Source organism: Cedecea sp. FDAARGOS_727 (assembly GCF_012273235.1).
GTDB classification, from domain to species: domain Bacteria; phylum Pseudomonadota; class Gammaproteobacteria; order Enterobacterales; family Enterobacteriaceae; genus Cedecea; species Cedecea davisae.
Window position 1 is genome coordinate 4,697,458 of the sequence record NZ_CP050966.1, and the last position, 21,853, is coordinate 4,719,310.

Annotated in this window: 21 protein-coding genes; 11 read left to right on the forward strand and 10 right to left on the reverse strand. The window is 57.3% G+C overall.

Annotated features, from left to right (window positions below; translation table 11 throughout):
- The first annotated feature begins 107 nt into the window (after nt 1–107).
- On the forward strand, nt 108–698 hold the full coding sequence (locus FOC35_RS21990) for a metal-dependent hydrolase (RefSeq protein WP_016536000.1): 591 nt from the start codon (nt 108–110) through the stop codon (nt 696–698).
- A 132-nt stretch (nt 699–830) separates the two neighbouring features.
- On the forward strand, nt 831–2,222 hold the full coding sequence (locus FOC35_RS21995; protein WP_016535999.1) for an L-cystine transporter: 1,392 nt from the start codon (nt 831–833) through the stop codon (nt 2,220–2,222).
- A 45-nt stretch (nt 2,223–2,267) separates the two neighbouring features.
- Here the strand turns inward: FOC35_RS21995 and cedA are convergent, their stop codons facing one another.
- Both cedA and osmE read right to left on the reverse strand, forming a co-directional pair.
- On the reverse strand, nt 2,268–2,504 hold the full coding sequence (gene cedA, locus FOC35_RS22000) for a cell division activator CedA (RefSeq protein WP_016535998.1): 237 nt from the start codon (nt 2,502–2,504) through the stop codon (nt 2,268–2,270).
- A 162-nt stretch (nt 2,505–2,666) separates the two neighbouring features.
- Entirely contained in the window at nt 2,667–3,008 is a 342-nt protein-coding gene (osmE, locus tag FOC35_RS22005; RefSeq protein WP_039899236.1) for an osmotically-inducible lipoprotein OsmE, read from the reverse strand.
- A 267-nt stretch (nt 3,009–3,275) separates the two neighbouring features.
- Between osmE and nadE the strand changes: the two genes are divergently transcribed.
- From nadE to cho, 3 genes are all read left to right on the forward strand, one after another.
- Complete coding sequence (gene nadE, locus FOC35_RS22010) at nt 3,276–4,103, forward strand: ammonia-dependent NAD(+) synthetase (RefSeq protein ID WP_016535996.1); 828 nt, start codon at nt 3,276–3,278, stop codon at nt 4,101–4,103.
- Between the two features lie 66 nt (nt 4,104–4,169).
- A complete protein-coding gene (gene yddG / locus FOC35_RS22015; protein ID WP_172570217.1) occupies nt 4,170–5,060 on the forward strand; it encodes an aromatic amino acid DMT transporter YddG in 891 nt (296 codons plus the stop codon).
- Nucleotides 5,061–5,126: 66 nt separating this feature from the next.
- Nucleotides 5,127–5,990, forward strand: coding sequence for an excinuclease Cho (gene cho / locus FOC35_RS22020; RefSeq protein WP_172570218.1), 864 nt, complete (start codon nt 5,127–5,129; stop codon nt 5,988–5,990).
- Nucleotides 5,991–6,022: 32 nt separating this feature from the next.
- Here cho and hutH read toward each other — a convergent pair whose 3' ends face one another.
- The 8 genes from hutH to FOC35_RS22060 all read right to left on the reverse strand — a co-directional run bounded on the left by hutH (nt 6,023) and on the right by FOC35_RS22060 (nt 15,514).
- Nucleotides 6,023–7,567, reverse strand: coding sequence for a histidine ammonia-lyase (hutH, locus tag FOC35_RS22025; protein ID WP_172570219.1), 1,545 nt, complete (start codon nt 7,565–7,567; stop codon nt 6,023–6,025).
- 206 nt (nt 7,568–7,773) lie between these two features.
- Entirely contained in the window at nt 7,774–8,319 is a 546-nt protein-coding gene (gene ves / locus FOC35_RS22030) for an environmental stress-induced protein Ves (RefSeq protein ID WP_172570220.1), read from the reverse strand.
- A 336-nt stretch (nt 8,320–8,655) separates the two neighbouring features.
- The gene (spy, locus tag FOC35_RS22035) at nt 8,656–9,144 is read right to left on the reverse strand and encodes an ATP-independent periplasmic protein-refolding chaperone Spy (RefSeq protein WP_172570221.1); all 489 of its coding nucleotides are present in this window, start codon (nt 9,142–9,144) and stop codon (nt 8,656–8,658) included.
- Between the two features lie 338 nt (nt 9,145–9,482).
- Nucleotides 9,483–10,448 (reverse strand): succinylglutamate desuccinylase, encoded by a 966-nt coding sequence (gene astE / locus FOC35_RS22040; RefSeq protein WP_172570222.1) that lies wholly within the window; start codon nt 10,446–10,448, stop codon nt 9,483–9,485.
- A gap of 11 nt (nt 10,449–10,459) precedes the next feature.
- Nucleotides 10,460–11,791, reverse strand: a complete 1,332-nt coding sequence (astB, locus tag FOC35_RS22045) for an N-succinylarginine dihydrolase (protein WP_172570223.1) — start codon at nt 11,789–11,791, stop codon at nt 10,460–10,462.
- Nucleotides 11,788–13,266 carry a succinylglutamate-semialdehyde dehydrogenase gene (gene astD, locus FOC35_RS22050; RefSeq protein ID WP_172570224.1) on the reverse strand — a complete coding sequence of 493 codons (1,479 nt, stop codon included), beginning with the start codon at nt 13,264–13,266 and terminating at the stop codon, nt 11,788–11,790. Before astD ends, astB begins: the two co-directional genes overlap by 4 nt.
- Nucleotides 13,263–14,297 (reverse strand): arginine N-succinyltransferase, encoded by a 1,035-nt coding sequence (astA, locus tag FOC35_RS22055; protein WP_016535985.1) that lies wholly within the window; start codon nt 14,295–14,297, stop codon nt 13,263–13,265. Before astA ends, astD begins: the two co-directional genes overlap by 4 nt.
- Entirely contained in the window at nt 14,294–15,514 is a 1,221-nt protein-coding gene (locus FOC35_RS22060; protein WP_172570225.1) for an aspartate aminotransferase family protein, read from the reverse strand. The genes astA and FOC35_RS22060 overlap by 4 nt, the downstream gene beginning before the upstream one ends.
- A gap of 444 nt (nt 15,515–15,958) precedes the next feature.
- Between FOC35_RS22060 and xthA the strand changes: the two genes are divergently transcribed.
- From xthA to FOC35_RS22090, 6 genes are all read left to right on the forward strand, one after another.
- On the forward strand, nt 15,959–16,765 hold the full coding sequence (gene xthA, locus FOC35_RS22065; protein ID WP_172570226.1) for an exodeoxyribonuclease III: 807 nt from the start codon (nt 15,959–15,961) through the stop codon (nt 16,763–16,765).
- Nucleotides 16,766–16,843: 78 nt separating this feature from the next.
- Nucleotides 16,844–17,512: a TVP38/TMEM64 family protein gene (locus FOC35_RS22070; RefSeq protein WP_016535980.1), complete on the forward strand. Its 669-nt coding sequence runs from the start codon at nt 16,844–16,846 to the stop codon at nt 17,510–17,512.
- A 203-nt stretch (nt 17,513–17,715) separates the two neighbouring features.
- The gene (locus FOC35_RS22075; RefSeq protein WP_172570227.1) at nt 17,716–18,378 is read left to right on the forward strand and encodes a TVP38/TMEM64 family protein; all 663 of its coding nucleotides are present in this window, start codon (nt 17,716–17,718) and stop codon (nt 18,376–18,378) included.
- Nucleotides 18,379–18,462: 84 nt separating this feature from the next.
- On the forward strand, nt 18,463–19,587 hold the full coding sequence (locus FOC35_RS22080) for an ABC transporter substrate-binding protein (RefSeq protein WP_254065402.1): 1,125 nt from the start codon (nt 18,463–18,465) through the stop codon (nt 19,585–19,587).
- Nucleotides 19,584–21,158, forward strand: coding sequence for an ABC transporter permease (locus tag FOC35_RS22085; protein WP_172570229.1), 1,575 nt, complete (start codon nt 19,584–19,586; stop codon nt 21,156–21,158). Before FOC35_RS22080 ends, FOC35_RS22085 begins: the two co-directional genes overlap by 4 nt.
- Nucleotides 21,158–21,781: an ATP-binding cassette domain-containing protein gene (locus FOC35_RS22090; protein WP_172570230.1), complete on the forward strand. Its 624-nt coding sequence runs from the start codon at nt 21,158–21,160 to the stop codon at nt 21,779–21,781. The genes FOC35_RS22085 and FOC35_RS22090 overlap by 1 nt, the downstream gene beginning before the upstream one ends.
- Nucleotides 21,782–21,853 lie beyond the last annotated feature (72 nt).

Below are 21,853 nucleotides of genomic sequence, written 5' to 3' on the forward strand. Positions count from 1 at the left end.
GCTCAGGCCGCCCGTTTTGCTGACAAAATGTTACAGCGTCACCTCTTCCGAATACTGTACAAAAACCCTATACTGGATGAATCGACAGTTTTTATTCGGGTTGTATCATGACGGCGGAAGGCCACCTGCTTTTTTCTATTGCCTGTGCAGTATTTGCCAAAAACGCCGAGCTTACGCCCGTACTTGCCCAGGGCGACTGGTGGCACATTGTGCCGTCCGCTATCCTGACCTGCCTGCTCCCCGATATTGACCACCCCAAATCCTTTCTTGGCCAGCGGCTGAAGTGGATCTCCAAACCTGTGGCGCGCATGTGCGGGCATCGAGGCTTCACCCACAGCCTGTTCGCCGTCTTTGCCGGGCTGGCGCTGTGTTACCTGAAAGTGCCGGAAACGTGGGTTATCCCGGCCGATGCTATCCAGGGCATGGTGCTGGGTTACCTGAGCCACATTATCGCCGACATGCTGACACCCGCCGGAGTGCCGCTGCTCTGGCCGTGCCGCTGGCGCTTTCGTTTCCCCGTCGTCAGGCCGCAAAAAGGCAACCAGCTGGAGCGTGTACTCTGCATGGCGCTGTTTGGCTTCGCGGTGTGGATGCCGCAGAACATGCCCGAAAACGGTGCAGTGCGCTGGTCCTCACAAATGATAAATTCCTTACAAATGAGCTTTTATAGCTTGTTAAATCACCAGGCTGAGCATTAATTAACCCCGAAACATCATTTGGTAATAATCAATTCTTTTTGGATATAAGACAGTGCTGCGGAGTCTGTTACGCTTTGCAACATAACGGCGGCGTAACAGCGGCTGTATGACAATAAATCAGGAGATACGGGGATGAATTTTCCACTGATAGCGAACATTGTGGTGTTCGTTGTTTTGCTATTGCTGCTGGCGCAAACCCGCCACAAACAATGGAGCCTGGCCAAAAAAGTGCTGGCCGGTCTGGTACTCGGCGTGGTCTTCGGCCTGGCGCTGCACACCATTTATGGTTCCGAAAGTGCGGTTCTGAAAGATTCCATTCAGTGGTTTAACGTCGTCGGTAACGGCTACGTCCAACTGCTACAAATGATCGTCATGCCGCTGGTGTTCGCCTCCATTCTGAGCGCGGTAGCCAAGCTGCATAACGCCTCTTCGCTGGGTAAAATCAGTATCCTGAGCATCGGGACGCTGCTGTTTACCACGCTGATTGCCGCTCTGGTCGGCGTGCTGGTCACCAACCTGTTTGGCCTGACGGCGGAAGGCCTGGTGCAGGGCAATGCGGAAAGCGCACGCCTGGCAGCCATTCAGTCGAACTATATCGGCAAAGTTGCCGACCTGACCGTACCGCAGCTTATCCTCTCCTTCGTGCCGAAGAACCCGTTTGCTGACCTTACCGGCGCAAGCCCGACGTCTATTATCAGCATCGTTATCTTCGCCGCTTTCCTCGGCGTGGCCGCCCTGAAGCTGCTGAAAGATGATGCCCCGAAAGGCGAGCGCGTTCTGGTAGCCATCGACACCCTGCAAAGCTGGGTGATGAAGCTGGTTCGCCTGGTGATGCAGCTGACGCCATACGGCGTGCTGGCGCTGATGACCAAAGTGGTCGCCGGTTCCAACCTGCAGGACATCATCAAGCTGGGCAGCTTCGTTGTCGCTTCCTACCTTGGCCTGGCGATTATGTTTGGCGTCCACGCGGTTCTGCTGGCGTTCAACGGCGTTAGCCCGGTGAAATACTTCCGTAAAGTCTGGCCGGTGCTGACCTTCGCCTTCACCAGCCGCTCCAGCGCCGCCAGCATTCCGCTGAACGTTGAAGCGCAGACCCGCCGTCTTGGCGTGCCGGAGTCCATCGCCAGCTTCTCCGCTTCCTTCGGCGCAACTATCGGGCAGAACGGCTGTGCCGGTCTCTACCCTGCGATGCTGGCCGTGATGGTTGCACCAACCGTTGGCATCAACCCGTTTGATCCGGTATGGATTGCTACCCTGGTGGGTATCGTCACCGTTAGCTCCGCAGGCGTTGCCGGCGTGGGCGGCGGTGCAACCTTCGCCGCGCTTATCGTCCTGCCTGCTATGGGCCTGCCGGTCACGCTGGTCGCGCTGCTTATTTCCGTTGAACCTCTTATCGACATGGGCCGTACCGCCCTGAACGTAAGCGGCTCGATGACCGCCGGGACAATCACCAGCCAGCTGATGAAGCAGACTGATAAAGAGATCCTGAACAGCGATGAAGAAGTGGAATTAGCCCACCGCTAATCCACCGTAAGCATTAAAAAGGCCGCTATTCTTAGCGGCCTTTTTTTATACTTCGTTTTCCTGGCGAACCTGCGTTGCCCAGCGCTGCGCCGACTCCGGCAGCGTAAACGGCGGCGACTGGCGGAAGGCGTCCCCCAAAAGCACAAACGCGATGTACTGCCCGCGCAGCAGATAGACATCTTTGAAGCCATCCACGCGCCAGGCATGAGCGGGCGGTGCCGGTTCCACGCGAGGCTTGTAGGTAATTATCGGGCGAGTATTCGGTTGGCGAAGTGGTTTCATAGGCTACGAAATTCAAAGAAGATTAGTTAACAACATCCCCATAATAGCGGATTTCATGTCTGCTCGTCGCCCCCGATCTCAGCCCTTTCCACACCCACGCCGTCAGGCAAAATATTTGGGCCATAAAAAAGCCCGGTGGCAAAAGCGACCGGGCCTTGTGCATTAAGCTTTTGGTGCCTGCGGGTCAGTATCGTATTCGGCGCAGCTCTGGTAGCCAGAGTTCATCACGCGGCCTGCGTCATCCAGCGCGACAAAGTAGGTTTCCGCTTTACCGTTACGCTGGCCAAGAATATAAGTCTGGCAAGTGCCTTTGGCGTGGATCATCGTCACTTCGGAAGAAGGCTTCCCGGCAATCTGCTGTACCTGAGCACGGGTCATGCCCTTTTTAACATCTTTTACCACCGGCTCGGTGACCAGATCTTTGGTACGATCGTAAGCCGTACACCCTGCCAACATAGTCATTACTGCTGCCGCGCCTAAAAAACCTGCAAATTTATTATTCATAATCATCCTCATCAATCAACGTGTTGATCCTGCGTGTTAGATAAGCCTGGAATATAAAAGAACATTTTTCAACTTGTTACCGTTAATGATCTGAAATTCGGACAAATGGAGTATCCACGAGATTAAGCGCTGGTTTGCGCTAAAAGTCGCCGTCCGAGGCATGCCTAACCCTTTGAGCCTTGTCGTTTTAACCGCAACAGGGTAAGTTTTAAGGCAGAAAAATTTTCTGCCTGCGCGTTGCGGGCACTCGGTAATCGGAGGGGTTAAATGGCTCTGCAACAAGAGATTATTCAGGCACTGGGCGTTAAGCCGCAGGTAGACGCCGCCCGGGAGATCCGCGTCAGCGTCGATTTCCTGAAAACATATCTTAAAACTTTCCCGTTCATTAAATCTCTGGTGCTGGGGATCAGCGGTGGCCAGGACTCAACCCTGACCGGCAAACTGTGCCAGCTGGCCATCAGCGAACTGCGCGAAGAGACCGGCGACGAGAGCTATCAGTTTATCGCCGTGCGCCTGCCGTTTGGCGTGCAGGCCGACGAGCAGGATTGCCAGGACGCGATTACCTTTATCCAGCCGGACCGCGTGCTAACGGTAAACATCAAAGGCTCGGTTCTTGCCAGCGAGCAGGCGCTGCGTGAGGCGGGTATTGAGCTGAGCGACTTTGTGCGCGGCAACGAAAAAGCCCGCGAGCGCATGAAAGCTCAATACAGCATCGCCGGGATGAGCAAAGGCGTTGTTGTCGGCACCGACCACGCGGCCGAAGCGGTGACCGGCTTCTTCACCAAATACGGCGACGGCGGCACCGACATTAACCCAATCTTCCGCCTGAATAAGCGCCAAGGGAAACAGCTGTTAAAAACGCTGGGCTGCCCGGAACACCTTTACCTGAAAGCGCCAACCGCTGACCTGGAAGACGACCGCCCTTCTCTACCGGACGAAGCCGCCCTGGGCGTAACTTACCAGCAAATTGACGACTATCTGGAAGGCAAAACGCTGCCCGCTGAGACCGCCAAAATTATCGAAGGCTGGTATCTGAAAACCGAGCATAAACGCCGCCCTCCGATTACCGTGTTCGACGACTTCTGGAAGAAATAGTCGCCTCAGACTCAGTTTAGATAAATCATCAGGGCGGCAATTTGCCGCCTTTTTTACGGGATTAGCATGGAAAACTCACCGCAGCGGGCCACGGTTATCGGCCTGGTCGCGATTTTGCTCTGGAGCACCTCCGTAGGCCTGCTGCGCAGCATCAGCGAACATTTTGGCCCGGTCGGCGGCGCGGCGCTGCTGTACACCGTCAGTTCGGTCTGCCTGTGCATTGCGCGCGGCCTACCCAACATTCGCGGCCTGCCGCTTCGGTATCTCTGGGTTGGCGGCGCTTTATTTGTTGGCTATGAAATCAGCCTGGCGCTCTCAATAGGCCTGGCCCATACCCGCGCCCAATCTCTTGAGCTGGGCATGATCAACTATCTCTGGCCGTGCCTGACCGTCTTCTTCGCGCTGTTTATCAACGGCCAGCGCAGTAATCTCTGGCTGTGGCCGGGGCTGGCGCTCTCCCTTGCCGGAATTGTTCAGGTCATGAAGGGCGACGGCGACTGGTCGCCGATAACCATGTGGCACAATATTCAGGATAATCCGCTGGCTTACGGTCTGGCCTTTGCCGCAGCCATTGTCTGGGCGCTCTACTGCAACCTGACCCGCCGCTGGAGCGAAGGCAAAAGCGGCGTCAGCCTGTTTTTCTGCGCAACCGCCGTTGTGCTGTGGGTCAAGTTTATTTTCACCACCCAGCCCCCTATGCATTTTACCCTGCCGGGCACCGGCCAGCTGCTGTTTATGGGCGTTTCTACCGCGGTTGCCTACTCCGCCTGGAACTACGGCATTCAGCGCGGGAATATGACCCTGCTGGCGACCGCCTCCTACTTCACGCCGGTGCTCTCTGCCCTACTGGCAACGCTCTGGCTGGGCCTGCACCCTGGTTTTGCCTTCTGGCAGGGCGTGCTGATGGTTGTGGGCGGCTCGCTGCTCTGCTGGCTCGCTACCCGCCGTTACGGCTAACGGCTATTTCCCCCTCGCCTTACCCGCTGCTATACTGGACATATAAACAGCATTCAGGAGTCAGATGTGGTAAGGCGAGCAAATTCGCCGCGGCTGGAGTTCGAAGCCGCGGCGGTCTATGAATATCCGGAACACCTCAGGCCCTGGCTTGACGGCCTGCCCAGGCAGCCGGGAGTCTATGTTTTCCACGGCGAGAGCGACGTTATGCCGCTCTACATCGGTAAAAGCATCAACATTCGCACTCGCGTAATGTCCCACTTCCGCACCCCGGATGAAGCGCCCCTTCTGCGCCAGTCGCGCCGCATAACCTTTACGCGCACCGCGGGAGAACTGGGAGCGCTGCTGCTCGAAGCAAGGATGATCAAAGAGCAGCAGCCGCTGTTCAACAAGCGCCTGCGCCGTAACCGCCAGCTTTGCTCCCTTTCTTTGCAGGGCGATATCCCTCAGGTGGTTTATGCCAAAGATGTTGATTTCTCTCGCCAGCCAGGCCTTTACGGGCTGTACGCCAACCGCAGAGCGGCACTTCAGATTCTCCAGCAGCTGGCCGATGAACATCAGCTCTGCTACGGGCTGCTTGGGCTGGAGCCGCTAAGCAAAGGAAGAGCCTGCTTTCGCTCGGCGCTAAAACGCTGCGCCGGAGCCTGCTGCGGCAGGGAAACGCATCAGGATCATCACTCACGCCTGCTGGCGGCGCTTGAGCAGGTGCGGCTGGTTTGCTGGCCGTGGAAGCAGGCCGTGGCTATCGTGGAGAGTGGACCGGAGCTGACGCAGTATCACATCATCGATCACTGGTTTTATCTGGGCTCCGTCGAACAGCTTGAGCAGGCAAGAACGCTGCGGCAGCCACCGGATGGTTTCGATAATGACGGCTACAAAATTCTCTGCAAGCTGATGCTGAGCGGGGAATACGAAATCATTGAGCTGGGTTAGCGCCTCCCCGGGGAAGAGAGGCGCGCTAAACTTTACGCCGACGAGGAAGGCAGCAGGCGGGTAATCATTTCAGGCCAGTTATCGCTGGCGCCCCAGAGGCGCATTTGCTCGATATCCGGTGCCAGCAGGCGATCTTTTTCCAGGAAAGCAACGCGCTCGCGTATCTCACCAAACACCCTCTCCAGCTGCGGCGAACTGCGCAGCGGCCGGTAAAACTCAATGCCCTGAGCGGCAGCCATCGCCTCAATACCAACCACCGCTGCGGTATTAAAGCACATCGCTCCCAGGCGGCGCGCCGCATAGGTCGCCATTGAGACATGATCTTCCTGGTTGGCGGAGGTCGGCAGGCTGTCAACGCTGCCTGGGTGAGCAAGGGATTTGTTTTCGGAGGCCAGTGCCGCCGCGGTGACCTGGGCAATCATAAAACCGGAGTTAATTCCGCCCTCTTTCACCAGGAACGGCGGCAGGCCGGAGAGCCCGGTGTCCAGCAGCAGCGCGAGACGCCGCTCGGAAATAGCGCCGATCTCCGCAACCGCCAGGGCAATAATGTCGGCGGCAAAAGCCACCGGCTCGGCGTGGAAGTTACCGCCGGAAATCACCTCTCCGGTATCGCTGAAGACCAGCGGGTTATCGGAAGCGGCATTCGCCTCAATCTGCAAAATACGCGCGGCATGGCGCAGGTTGTCGAGGCAGGCTCCCATCACCTGCGGAACGCAGCGGATGGAATACGGATCCTGCACTCGCCCGCAATGCTGGTGCGAGTCAACAATCTCACTCCCGGCCAGCAGTTCGCTCACCGCCGCCGCAACATCTATCTGCCCGGCCTGGCCGCGAGCCTGATGAATTCGCGCGTCAAACGGCTTCACCGAACCTTTAATGGCTTCGAGCGACAACGCGCCCGCCACCAGCCCGGCGGCAAAAGATTTTTCGCCTTCAAACAGCCCGCGTAAAGCCAGAGCGGTGGAAACCTGAGTCCCGTTCAGCAGCGCCAGCCCCTCTTTCGGCCCAAGCACCAGCGGTTCAACGCCCGCAAGCTTAAGCCCTTCGGTAGCCGGAATTTCTTCGCCATTGACCCGCACATTGCCCTCGCCGAGCAGCATCAGCGACAGATGCGCCAGCGGAGCGAGGTCGCCGGATGCACCAACCGAGCCTTTTTCAGGGATAACCGGCATCACGCCCGCGTTGAACAGCGCAATCAGGCTGTCGATAAGCAGCATGCGTACGCCCGAATGCCCGCGCGCCAGGCTGATTATTTTGCCGGCCATCACCAGGCGCACAACATCGTCCGGCAGCGGCTCACCGAGACCGACGCTGTGGGAAAGCACCAGGTTGCGCTGTAATTCGGCAAGGTTATCGGCGGCGATAGTGGTTTGCGCCAGTTTGCCAAAGCCGGTATTGATGCCGTACACAACATCTCCGTGCGCAACGATGGCCTCTACCGTGCCAAGCGCCCGCTCAACGGCCGCTACCGCGCCGGGGTCAAGCCGCAGCAGCACGGTGCCATGGTAAATTTCACGCAGCATCGCTAGCGAAACGGAACCGGGGGTAAGGCTGGATAACTTCTTTTGCGTTGACATGTCAGCATCCTGTGGCGTCGAAAAGTCTGTTCTGTATGTATTTGTATATACAAGCTAACTAATAAACCAAAAAATCCGCCAGTTGGTCATAGGACTTTTTTATCGAACGGTGAGCAGGATCGCGCTTGTGAAATTTATTCGGAACTAAAGAACAGGCCATAGCCCGGCGGCTGTTTCCGGGCCAGCAAAAGAAGAAAACTCAGGATTTACAGGTAGGTAATTTCGCTAAACAGCAGCTGCCCTTCATTTTTTAACAACCGCAGCGTATGGGTGCCCTGCTGCCACCAGGCCCCCTGATCCGGCGACAACAGCTTATCTTCAAGCTGCCATTGGCCGCTCAGCACGTACACCACGCCGCCCCGCGTGCCGAAGGTGGTAAAGGTGCGGTCGGCAACCCGAACTTTCGCCCGGCAGCGGTCGCGGTGGGTCATAATATTAAAATCCATCGACATCCCGCGCGTCACCTCGGCCTTGACCTGCTGGTCACCGGCAAAGGTAAACGGCTGGTAGCGCTTTAGCGTATGGCGAAAAGCCTTACCGGCATCCAGCACCACTTCGCTGCCTTCAAGCAGCGTCATTACCCGGTCAACCTGCGGGAACACAGGAAAATCGCCGCTGTTAGCCAGAGAGGCAATACTGGCTCGCCAGTTGAAATCCCGGGTTGCGGGCGGAAAGCAGCAAATCTCCCGGGTTTCCCCGGCGCCGTTGCGCCATAAACTGACCGGCACTTTCCGTATATCAAAGAATTCCATCACCACTCCTGAAGTTCGCGCATCGCCTGCGCAATTAGCCCTGAATCATTGTTATCGGCAGAGTGTGTCCGTAGCTGTAGCCTTAGATGACACCTGCCCAGGCCGCACAAAAAAACGCCGCGCCTGGTTTCATTTTTATTTTTGGTAGCAATGATTTAGCGATTTTTTTCCTGCGAATCAATGCAAATTTTTCATCGTCAGGTTCGGGCTAAAAAAACTGCGGAGCAGCCTGCAATTTTCTCCTCATGTTGCAGAAACGAGAAAACCGCCGGTCCTGTCCACAGCGTACATCGCTATTGTGAACAGGACCGGCGGTCTTAATTTATTCGCTCAGTCTTACTGAGCTGCTGGCATTTTACCTTCGTGAGTCGGGCGTTCTGTCAGACGCTTCTCAAAATTGGCATTAAATTGTTTTTTCTGTTCCGGGGTCAGAATGTTGTAGATCTTATTCTGAGTCTGCATGTGGGCCAGCATGCGGGTTTTGTTCTGCTCGGCCATTTTATCTACCTGAGCCTGAGCTTTGGCCTGGTCGAAGCTGTCGCTGGCAATCACGTCATGCATTGCGCGGCGTTCTTCAACCGACGGACGCTGCATGTTGCCGCGCTGCTCTTTCATAATGTCTTTAATTTGCTGTTTCTGCGCGTCGGTCAGGTTCAGGTCTTTGAACATCATTTCATGCATCGGGCCGCGCATCATTTTATGGTGCATCATCGGCGCATCGGTTTTAGCGTCGGCGGCCGGAGTGGTGGTGTCAGCTGCGTGAGCCAGGTTAGCTGCGCCCAGATCTAAAGTAGAAGCGACGAACAGTGCTGTTAATTTACGCATAATATTAACCTTCTCTCTCTTAATTAAATTTACGACCCGCAGTGAGATGCATCGCCGTGTTGACGAGAATGAGTTTACGAGCCTTATCGTCAAGGAAGCGATGCCATCGGTAAATCATTGCAAGGGTATAAAACAAGAATGCATCAATTATGGAGAAAATAAGGAATAAGGCGGGGATTATTGAAACAAAATATAACAAAACGCTGATTTTAAAGATAATATGAAGAAAGTGTACAGCAATCCACTCGCTGAATAAAGCAGCATTCCAGGAATCTTCTGTAAATATTAAAATAACACAAAAAGATTAAGCAGCCCGGCAATGAAGAGCTGCTTAAATATTAAATTTCCTGAAGCATCAATCCGGCACGCAGGCCCGGGGCAACGTCAGGATTGGGAAATAATACGAACTCTTTATCTTCATTCACCACAAAGCGCTTATCGCCGTCTTCCGCCAGCAGCGTTCCGCGTGGGAATGCGGTGAAGTTCTGCGTTTGCCTGGACATGTGCAGTACAAAGTGGTCTGAAAGACGCGTTAACTGCTGCACCACGCGATAACGCAGCGGCTCCGCTTCCATTGCAGGCTGCTCTCCTCCGCTCAATAAAGCCGCCAGAGCATCTTTGGTAACCGCAAACTGGCTCAGGTCATTTGCGCCAAACGGCTGCGCCTTGCCCAGTTCCAGGGTGCAGCTCAGAGCCCCGAAGTGCTCGCTGCTAAAGTGGCTGAACGTGCCTCCGGGCTTCTGGTGAAACACCAGCGCCTGTAGCCCTGCGCAGCCCAGCCAGTGCAGAAAATCTTCACCGTACGGCAGCGGCCGCGACGGCAGCACGCCAAAACGCGGATGGTACGAGCTGCGGATGGCGGTATGCATATCGAGATGCCAGCGGGTTTGCTCCTCGCTTCGCGACCAGAATTGCTCAAGCGCGTGCTCAAGCCTGGCGGCACGCTGGGTTTCAACGCTTTCCGGGAACTGCTGCCAGCGCCCGCCGAACATGCGGTTCATATCGCTGTGGGTATAGCGTTTATCCACGCGCAGCGCCGCCGGGTTGCCAAGAATAACCATCAGCCGCCACTCCAGCGGCAGTTCACCCGCCAGCAGGGCATCCACCAGTTGGGCAAGAATTTCCACCGGGGCGGTTTCATTCCCGTGAATGCCGCCCGAGAGCACCAGCGCTTTGCCGGTTTGCCGGTGCGGCGTCAGGGTCAATATGCCCTCGTCCCACCAGCGCCAGCTCAGGTGCGCATTTGCCCCCTCGCTCTGTTTAGGCGCTTTCCCTTCCAGGGTCTGCGCCAGAAAATCCATCATTGTGCCTCCGTCTACTGCTGGAATGGGTATACCGGGCCTAAGTCGAGGATCCGCGTCAGCTCGTCAAGCGCCTCGCGGCCTTCAAATAGCAACTGAGGGTCGGCTAAATCTGCCTGAGTTAGCCGATCGCGATACCAGCGGTCGACCCAGCCGTTGAGCGTCATAAATAGCGTGTCGTTCATCATCACCGCCGGATTCACCGCCGCCAGTTCCTGTTCGGTCAGCACCACGCGCAGGCGCAGGCAGGCAGGACCGCCGCCGTTAGCCATACTTTCACGTAGGTCAAAAACCTTCAGCTCGCTAATCGGGTTATCGGCCTGGAGCAGCTCATTAAGGTAGCGCCAGACGCCGGGATGCTGGCGTGATTCTTCCGGCAACACCAGCGTCATACCGCCGTCATCGCGGCTGAGCAGCTGGCTGTTAAATAGATAAGTGGCTACCGCATCGGCAACTGAAACCTTGCTCGTCGGAACTTCAATGGCGCAAAAGCCCGGCACTTTGTCACCCAGCTGGCGATAAAGCTGCTGCTGGTCAACAAACGCCTGCTGATGGCAGAACAACACCTGCCGGTTCGAAACCGCAATCACGTCATTGTGAAACACGCCCTGGTCGATAACCGCCGGGTTCTGTTGGGCAAAAATAACCTGCTCCGGCCGCACCTGATTTAAACGCGCTACCGCCTGGCTGGCCTCTAAAGTCTGGCGAGCCGGGTAGCGAGCAGGAGCGTGGCCGCTCTGCATCGCCTCGCGCCCGTAAACAAACAGCTGCGTGCCCGGTTCGCCGTATTCCCCGCCGAAGCGGTTATGGTTTGCCGCACCCTCATCGCCGAACAGCGCAACCTGGGGCAGCGCGGCGTGAACGCTAAAATGCCTGCCGTCCCGGAACATCGCACGTAGCACGTTTTCCGTCGTGGGCGCTTCGCTGGCGCGATGGAATTTATTATTAAGGTTGGCAACCGTCAGGTGTACTTTGCCGTCGAGCGTATCGGCGGAGGGCGCAACGGTGGCGGCATTCGCCACCCACATAGAAGAAGCCGAACTGGCGGCAGACAGCAGTTGCGGAGCCTGGCGAGCCGCCCGCTCTACTACCTGCTCGTCGCTGCCGCTAAAGCCAATCTGGCGCAGCACGCCGACATTTGGCCGCTCCTGCGGGGCAATCACGCCCTGCGGATAACCGGCATCCGCCAGCGCCTTCATTTTCAATAGCCCCTGCTTCGCCGCCAGCTTCGGGTTAGAAACGCGAAACTGGTGCTTCGTGGAGGCTTCATTCCCAAACGACAGCCCGGCGTAATGGTGGGTCAGGCCCACCAGTCCGTCGAAATTGGCTTCACGCGCTTTCTTCATGGCTGCTCCTCGCGGCTAAAATCCAGCCCCGGGCTAAGCGTTTGCGGCAGCGGGAAGCCGGTGCTCTCCAGGGAAGCCATCGGCCAGGCGCAGTAATCTGCCGCATACCAGGCACTTGCCCGGTGGTTGCCGGAAGCCCCGACTCCGCCAAACGGTGCGGTACTGGCCGCCCCGGTCAGCGGTTTATTCCAGTTCACAATCCCGGCACGAGCCTCCAGCAGCAGCTGGTCGAACTGCTCACGCGAAGGCGAAATCAGCCCGCTTGCCAGGCCAAAACGGGTGTTGTTAGCCATGCGGATGGCGTCGTCAAAGCTCTCATAGCGGTAGATCGCCAGCAGCGGACCAAAGACTTCTTCATCAGGCACGTTACCCACGCCGCTAAGATCGACGATGCCGGGCGTCAGCAGCGAGGTGCCGGGGCAGATCATTTTGGGTTCCAGCAGCGGTTTGCCGCCGCGCGCCAGGTGCTCCTGCCAGGACGTCAGCACGCGCTCTGCGGCCTGTACCGAAATCAGCCCGCCGATAAACGGCTGCGGCATGGCATCCCACTCGCCCGGCTGCAGGCGGGCTGAAACTTCTACCAGCCGGCGAATAAATTCATCGCCCTGAGCGCCCTGCTTCACCAGCAGACGGCGGGCGCAGGTGCAGCGCTGCCCGGCGGTAATAAATGCAGACTGGATAGCAACATGAACGGCGCCGTCGATGTCCTGAGGATCTTCAACGATCAGCGGGTTATTGCCGCCCATTTCCAGGGCGAGGATCTTCTCAGGCTGCCCGGCAAACTGGCGGTGAAGCTGGTAGCCGGTGCCCGCGCTGCCGGTAAACAGCAGGCCGTCAAGATCCGTCTGGGCGGAGAGCGCCTGGCCGGTTTCACGCCCGCCCTGCACCAGGTTCAGCACCCCGGCAGGTATGCCCGCCTCTTCCCAAAGCTTCATCACCTGCTCGCCAATACGCGGCGTCAGCTCACTCGGCTTAAAGATGATGGTATTCCCGGCCAGCAGCCCCGGCACGATATGACCGTTCGGCAGGTGCCCCGGCAGATTATAAGGGCCAAAGACAGCCAGCACGCCGTGCGGGCGGTGGCGCAGCGTTGCCGCGCCATCCGGCAGGGTGGAATGTGTTTCGCCGGTACGCGTGTTATACGATTTAATCGATATAGCGATTTTATTCACCATCGCCGTAGCTTCAGTAGCCGCTTCCCAGCGCGGTTTGCCGGTTTCCTGGGCAATGGTTTCGGCCAGCGCTTCTTTATTCGCTTCCAGCAGCGCAGCAAAGCGCTCAACAATCGCCTGGCGCTCGGCAAACGGGCGTTTTGCCCAGCCGGGGAAAGCCGCTCGCGCCGCTTTACAGGCTTCCTCCACCTGCGCCTTATCGGCCACCAGCCCTTCCCACAGCAGCGAGCCGTTTACCGGGTTGTGTTTTAATAAAGCTTCGCCGCGTCCGGGAACCCAATGTCCATTGATCCAGTTAGTCATACTTTTTTCTCCTCGGGGCACAGGCGCACCACGCGTACGGTGTCACCGCTGGCGCACTTCAGCGCATCGGCGGTGGCGGCATCAATCACCAGTTTCTCGCCTTTCGGGTCAGCCTTAATCAGCATCACACGGAACTGGTGGTAATTTTCGTTGGCAACCAGGCAAAGCGGCAGTTCGTCCGTCGCGGGCTGGCCGATAGCGAGGGTTTGCAGGCGGCTTTTGCGGATGGCACGCACGCGGTCGATATCGCACTCAAGCGTCGGGCCGCCGTCGAAGATATCCACATAGTTGCGGTAGCGGAACCCTTCGGCCTCAAGCACGGTGCGGGCTGGTGCAGTCTGAGGATGCACCTGACCAATAACCGCCTGCGCTTCTTTAGACAGAAAGTCGGTATAAATCGGGTGCTTCGGCATCAGCTCGGCAATAAAAGCTTTCTGCCCGGTGCCGCACAGATAGTCGGCGCGGGCAAACTCCATCGAGAAGAAGCGGTTGCCAAGGCTTTCCCAGAACGGGGAATGCCCGTGCTCGTCAATCACGCCGCGCATCTCGGCGACCACTTTCTCGTTAAACCGCTCACGGAAGGCGGCCATAAACAGAAAACGCGATTTAGACAGCAGGTAGCCGTTGCCCTCTTTGCGCCATGCCGGGTCAAGAAACAGCGTGCATAGCTCGCTGCTTCCGGTGTGATCGTGGCTCAGAAACAGCGTCGGCAGCGCATTGTAGATATTCAGTTCTTTAGAGGCATGCACCAGCGTGCCGACCCGGTAGTTGTACCAGGGGTCATTAAGCCCGACGGCAACTTCAATCGCACAGATGCCGACCACCTGGCCGCTGGCGGAATCCTCCAGCACAAAAACATAGCCCTGGTCTCCTTTCGGCAGCCCGCCCTGCCAGGTTTGCAGCGAGCGTTCGATTCGGTCGGCCAGCGTTTTTTCATCAGCGGGCAGCGAGGTCAGCCCGCCGCCGGTCTTCCCGGCAAGCGCAAGCAGCCCCGACAGATCGCCTCTTTCAACCGGGCGGATAACCATCATGATGAGACTCCCGCAAGGAAGCGTTCGCAGGCACGTTCAAAGCGATCCAGACCGAGCTGAACTTCCGCCTCGCTGACGGTTAACGCCGGGGCAAAACGCAGTACGTTGGCTCCGGCTATCAACATCATCAGACCTTCCTGCGCGGCGGCCTGCAAAATAAGTTTAGCTTTACCGGCGTGTTCCTGCCGCAGCGCGCAGCCGACTAACAGCCCCAGACCGCGCACTTCGCTGAACAGCTGATGTTTCTGATTAATGTGATTCAGGCGCTCCACAAACCATTCGTGGCGCTGCTTCACGCCGTTCAGCACTTCAGGCGTATTGATAATTTCAAGCACGCGCCCCGCCACAGCGGACGCCAGCGGGTTGCCGCCATACGTGGTGCCGTGGGTGCCCACGGTCATCACTTTGGCAAAACGTTCGCCCGCCAGCAAAGCGCCTATCGGGAAGCCGCCGCCGAGCGCTTTTGCGGTAGAAAGCACGTCCGGGGTTACGCCGTAATGCATATACGCGTACAGCGAGCCGGTGCGGCCCACGCCGGTTTGCACCTCATCAAAAATCAGTACCGCATTGTGCTTGTCGCACAGCTCGCGCAGCCCCTGAAGGAACTCAGGCGTGGCAGGTACTACGCCGCCTTCACCCTGCATCGGCTCCACGATCACCGCGCAGGTATCATCATTAATCAGATCGCGGGCGGATTGTAGTTCGTTAAATACCGCATGGTTAATTTGCGGCGGCAATGGCGCAAAGTCCTGGGAGTATGCAGGCTGCCCGCCGGCGGTAACGGTAAACAAAGTGCGGCCATGGAACGCATTTTTGAACGCCACGATGCCGCTCTTTTGCGCCCCAAAGTTGTCATGCGCGTATTTACGAGCCAGCTTCAGCGCGGCTTCGTTAGCCTCTGCTCCGGAGTTGCAGAAGAACACTTTGTCGGCAAATGTCGCGTCGATAAGCTGTTTAGCCAGCTTCAGAACCGGCTCATTGGTGTAGCCGTTGCCGGTATGCCAGAACTTCGCCGCCTGGCTTTCCAGCGCTTTACGCAATTCTGGATTAGCGTGCCCCAGGGCGTTAACCGCAATACCGCCCGCGAAGTCGATGTAGTCTTTACCCTGCTGATCCCACAACGTGGAACCCTCGCCGCGTACCGGAATAAAAGGCGCAGGGGCGTAAACCGGCATCATCCATTCGTCGAAATTTTGGCGTGTAATTGACTGCGACATAGTGACCCCTCACGGTAAACAAAAAGTTTATTAAATGTTAAATAATTGAGTGTTTGCGCTGTAAATGTAGATTGCAGGCTTCGTGCCAGCCAGCGCTAAAATTGCATAAACCGAGGGGTGAAACGAAAAATCAACGAGTTAGGAATTAGCGTTATTCATAAAAAATGAATAGAAAGTGCATAGTTTTAACGTGATGCCTGAATCGCGACACGAAAACACGAAATATTATGCAGTGGTAAAATATAATGCTGGAATTGTGATCGCCTTCGGGATTTGCCTGCCGTTTTCGCCCCCTTTTTGCGCATATGGATCAATTTTGGTGCAATTGTTGCTTTATTTTCGCTCGCCCTGCGCGCCTATGACAGCGATTGCCCACAACGCAGCAACACGCGCCGTTTTCTGCTACCATCCTGCAACAATTAACCTGACAACCTGGCAGCGACTATGAAATTTGTCTCTTTTAATATCAACGGCCTGCGCGCCCGTCCGCATCAGCTTGAAGCCATCGTGGAACAGCATCAGCCGGACGTTATCGGTCTGCAGGAAACCAAAGTGCATGACGATATGTTCCCGCTGGAAGATGTGGCTAAGCTCGGCTATCACGTCTTTTACCACGGCCAGAAAGGCCACTATGGCGTAGCGCTCCTGACCAAAGAAAAACCAATTTCGGTGCGCAAAGGCTTCCCTGGCGATGCAGAAGACGCCCAGCGCCGCATTATCATGGCGGAAATCCCGTCGCCGTTTGGCAACCTTACCGTTATCAACGGCTACTTCCCACAGGGTGAAAGCCGCGATCATGAGACCAAATTCCCGGCCAAAGCTAAGTTTTATCAGGATCTGCAAAACTTCCTGCAAACCGAGTTAAACCCGGAAAATCCGGTATTGATTATGGGTGATGTGAACATTAGCCCAACGGATCTGGATATCGGTATCGGCGAAGATAGCCGCAAACGCTGGCTGCGTACCGGCAAATGCTCGTTCCTGCCGGAAGAGCGCGAGTGGATGGCACGCCTGCTCGGCTGGGGGCTGGTAGATACTTATCGCCACGCGAACCCGGAAGCACAGGATAAATTCTCGTGGTTTGACTACCGCTCAAAAGGCTTTGACGATAACCGCGGCCTGCGTATCGACCTGCTGCTGGCAAGCAAGGGACTGGCACCGCACTGCGTGGCAACCGGCATTGATTACGAGATCCGCGGCATGGAAAAACCGTCCGACCACGCGCCTGTTTGGGCGCAGTTTAAGCTGTAAGAGGAATACTAAAGCTCAAATGGTCACCTGAAAAGGACAGCAAGATGCGGTTTATTACCCTGACGAGGAGCGAACAGAATGCGTAAATTCCTGTTTTTGCTGCTGGCCACGCTGCTGCTCTTGCTGTTCATTATGCTGCCGCCGGGCACGCTCAGCCTGGCAACGCTGCAAAAATATCACGCCCGGCTCGCGCTCTGGCATGCCGAGCGCCCGGCGCTGGTGATGAGCGCCTTTTTCCTCGGCTACTTCCTGATTTCCGCCCTTTCCGTTCCCGGCACCCGGATAATGACTCTGATGGGCGGCGCGCTGTTTGGCCTGATAGAAGGGACAGCTCTGGTGGCGACCGCGGCGGCAAGCGGCGCAACCGTTGCCATGTTGCTGAGCCGCTATTTTCTGCATGACTGGGTGCAAACCCGGTTTTCAACGACGATGGCAAAGCTGAACCAGGGTTTAAAAAGCAATATTACGCACTATCTGTTTGCCCTGCGGCTGGTGCCGGTACTGCCTTTTTCAATCATTAATCTGGCGATGGGGCTGACGCCTATCTCCGCCGCCCGCTTCGCTATTATCACCCTTCTCGGACTGCTGCCGTCCATCGTGCTTTACATCAGCACCGGCCGCCAGCTTAGCCAGATAGAGAGCCTGCGGGATATTTTATCTCCCGGCATTCTGCTGCTTTTTGCCCTGATTGGCCTGCTGCCGCTGGTCTCCCACTGGCTGATTAAACAAATGTCCAAAGCAAACTAAACGCCCGGGCTGAGCGCAGGCGTGCGTGCAGAAATGTATAAGCCTGTATCCGCTTTTTGCCCGCTTCATGACATAACTCAAGAAGCGGGAAAGTTGTGAAAACCATGCCTCCTCAACCCCTCAAACACTCCGCTATACTCCCTGCCTTTAAAGTACAGAGAAGATAAAAATGGATACCATCGGGCGAGAAGCAAGGACGACGCGTGCGTAAAATCATCTTCCTGCTGCTGGTGCTTGTTATGGCGTTGTTTCTGGTCTGGCTGCCTCCCGGAACCCTAAGCCTGGCGGCGCTCCAGCACTCTCAGGCTCAGCTCACGCTCTGGCATGCCAAACATCCCGTTCTGGCAGCGAGCGCTTTCTTCATCAGCTATTTTCTTATTGCGGCATTTTCTATCCCCGGCGCAACGCTGCTCACGCTGATGGGCGGAGCATTATTCGGCCTGGCGTTCGGTACGCTGCTCGTCGCAACGGCGGCAACCTGCGGTGCGACAGTCGCCATGCTGCTCAGCCGCTACCTGCTGCGCGACTGGGTACAGAGGCGCTTTTCGCGCATGATGGAGAGAGTGAATCAGGGGGTGGAACGCGACGGCGGGCATTATCTCTTTGCGCTGCGGCTGACGCCGGTTTTCCCTTTTGTACTGGTGAACTTATTAATGGGGCTGACGCCGATTAGCATCACGCGCTATGCCTTTATCAGCCTGCTGGGCATGCTCCCCGCCATCGTGGTGTATATCAATACCGGCAGGCAGCTTAGCCAGATTGAGAGCCTGCGGGATATTGTCTCTCCGGGCATGATGCTGATGTTCACCCTGCTCGGTCTGCTGCCGTTGGCTTCGCGCTGGCTGGTAAAGCGAACCGCTAAATAACGTACTGAGGACTTTATCTTGCAACTTTTTGCTCCCGGAATAAGAGCCTTACTCCTCGCCCTGACGCTGACCAGCTTCGGAGCTATGGCCGGGCAAGGCAGCTGGCAAAACCTCAGCCAGCAGGCAAATGGCCAGACGGTTTACTTCAATGCCTGGGGCGGTGACCCCGCCGTAAACAGCTATCTGGATTGGGTAAAAGCTGAGGTAAAAACCCACTACGGCGTGAACCTTAAAATCGTCAAGCTGGCGGACGCCGCAGATGCGGTGAGGCGCATTCAGAGCGAGGCCGCCGCCGGAAGAAAAAACGGTGGCTCGGTAGACCTGCTTTGGGTGAACGGCGAAAACTTTAGCGTGCTCAAGCAGGCGGGCTTGCTCAGCGAAAACTGGGCCGAAACCCTGCCCAACTGGCGCTATGTGGACAGCAAAAAACCGGTGCGGGAAGATTTCTCCGTCGCGGTTGACGGCTCAGAAACCCCCTGGGGCAGCGCCCAACTGATGTTTATCGGCGACGAGCAGCGCACGCCCGCTTTCCCGCAAACGCCCTTACAACTACTGGCGTTTGCCAAAGCTAATCCAGGGAAAATCAGCTACCCACGTCCGCCGGATTTCACCGGCACCGCGTTCCTGGAGCAACTGCTGATTGTGCTGACCAAAACGCCCGATACGCTGAAGGCCGCGCCCGATCCGGCGACTTTTGAGCAGGTTACCGCCCCGCTCTGGCACTATCTCGACCAGCTTCACCCTTACCTGTGGCGCGAAGGAAAAAGCTTCCCGCCAACCCCGGCCAGGATGGATCGCATGCTAGCCGACGGCGAGCTTCTGTTTTCCCTGACCTTCAACCCGGCCCACGCTGACAACCTGATCGGCCGCCGCCAGCTCCCGGCTTCTGCGCGCTCGTTTGGCTTTAACAACGGCATGCTGGGGAACGTGCATTTTGTTGCTATTCCGGCCAACAGCAGCGCTAAAGCGGGCGCTCAGGTAGTGGCGAATTTTCTGATGTCGCCGGAAGCCCAAATCCGCAAGGCCGATCCCGCCGTTTGGGGGGACGCAAGCGTACTGGATAGCAGCAGCCTGCCCGCCGCCCAAAAAACACAGCTGGAAAAACTGGCACCGCGCAGCCAGCGCCCGGTGCCGTTCCTCGCAGAACCTCATGCAGCCTGGGTGACGGCGATTGAGCAGGCCTGGCTCCGGCGTTACGGTTCCCGATGAAAAAGGGCTTTGCCTGCGCGGCATGGCTGGCGGCTGGCATCGTATTTATGCCGCTGTTGCCCGGATTCGTTTTAATGGCGAAACCGCTGCTGGCGGGCGAAATATGGCTGGCTTTATGGCGCGACTCCCAGTGGACCGAGGCGCTGGAGACAACGCTTGTCTCAACTTTAATTAGCGTTTCCGGGGCGCTGCTGCTGGCGCTAATTATTCTGTGCGGCCTCTATCCGGGAGAGCGCTGGCAACGCTATCTTCGCCGCCTCCCGCCGCTGCTGGCCTTTCCCCACGTGGCTTTTGCCAGCGGCTTTTACTTTTTGTTTGCGGATGGCGGCTGGCTGCCCAGGGCGCTCGGCCTCTCCCTGTCAGCGGATAATTACGGCGTGGGCCTGGGGCTGATGCTGGCGTTGAAAGAGGCCTGGTTTCTGCTGTGGTTTGCGGGCGCTCAGCTCGGAGCGCAGCGGATAAGCCAGCAGCTAACCGTCGCCCGCTCCCTCGGCTACGGCGAGCTGCAATCGCGCCTGCGGGTGCTGGTGCCGCAGCTGTTACCCCGGCTTGGCTGGGCACTGGTGGCAATTACGGCTTATAGCCTTTCGGTTGTCGACGTCGCGCTGATACTCGGCCCCGATAATCCGCCGACCTTCGCCGTGCTGGCCTGGCAATGGCTGACCGACAGCGATACCCAACGGCAGGCAATGGGCCTGGCGGCATCCTGCATTTTACTGCTGTTGCTGGGCGGTTTTATTTTTGGCGGGCGCTTACTGTGGAGCCTGGTCAGGCAAACCGGCGCGCATTTCTCCGGGCGGCGTAGCGATTTCAGTCTCAATTGTTTCGCCCGTATCCTGGCCCGAACCTTATCGCTCATCGGGCTGTGTGCCGCCGCTATTTTAGCCGTATGGTCCTGCGCGGAAGGATGGTTTTACCCGGCGCTGTTCCCCGAAGCCTTTTCCCTGGGCGGCTGGCAGCAGGCCGCGCTTTCGCCGCTCATTACCAGCCTTTTTGCCGGGCTGGTCAGCGCCCTGCTTGCGGTCATTATCGTGCTGCTGTGGCTGGAAGGCGGCGAGCGGCACCATGATTTTTGGCTGCTGCTTCCTTTGTTGCTTCCCGCGCTCCCTCTGGCCGCAGGGCAATATCAGCTGCTGCTCAGGCTGAGGCTGGAAGGCAGCCCGGGCGCGCTTATCTGGAGCCATCTTCTCTGGGTCGTGCCCTATACTTTGATTATTCTCCGCCCCGCCTGGCAGGGCATAGACGCTCGTTCAGTGCTTACGGCGAGAACTTTTGGCTGGTCACGCGGCAAAATATTGTGCCTGATAAAAATCCCCCTGCTGATTCGCCCCCTGCTGGCGGCTCTGGCGGTAGGCTTCTCGGTAAGCATCGCACAATATCTCCCCACGCTGTATGCGGGCGCGGGGCGCTTTACCACGACGACTACCGAGGCCGTAGCGCTCAGCAGCGGCGGCGATCCGCAGCAATTTGCTATCCAGGCGCTACTGCAAACCCTGCTTCCGCTGCTGGTATTTATCGCCACGGCCCAGCTAAGCCGCCTGGCCGGTTTCTATCGAAAAGGATTACGCTAATGCTCAGCGTGCAAGATTGCTCCATTTTTAAAGACGATTTTCCGCTGCTCGGGAGCATCAGTTTTACGGTCGCCGCAGGCGAAGTCGTCACCCTTATGGGGCCGTCCGGCTCCGGGAAATCAACATTTTTAAACTGGATGGTCGGGGATTTACACCCGCCCTTTAGCGCCAGCGGAACGCTACTACTTAACCAGCGCAGGATAGAGACGCTCCCGGTTGAGCGCCGCCGCACGGGGATATTGTTTCAGGATGCGCTGCTGTTTCCCCATCTTAACGTCGAGCAAAACTTAATGATGGCGCTTCCGGCGGCCGCAAAGGGGCGTTTGCACCGGCAAAGCCTGGTGGCAAAGGCGCTGGAGAGTGCTGGCCTGGAAAACTATCAACGCAGAGATCCGGCTACGCTTTCCGGCGGCGAACGTTCACGAATAAGCCTGCTGCGCACGTTACTGGCCGAGCCACAAGCGCTGCTGCTGGATGAGCCATTTTCCCGGCTGGACTTGCCGCTACGCCAGTCATTCCGGCAATTTGTCTGGCAGGAAGCCGAACGTCTGGGGCTGCCGGTGGTGCTGGTCACCCACGATCCTCAGGATATCCCAGCGGGCAGCCAGGTTATCCGGCTTTAAGGAACCGAACATGAGATATCGCAAAGAAGCCAGAACCGGGGGTGAATAGAATGGCGTCTCTTTTGCTATCCT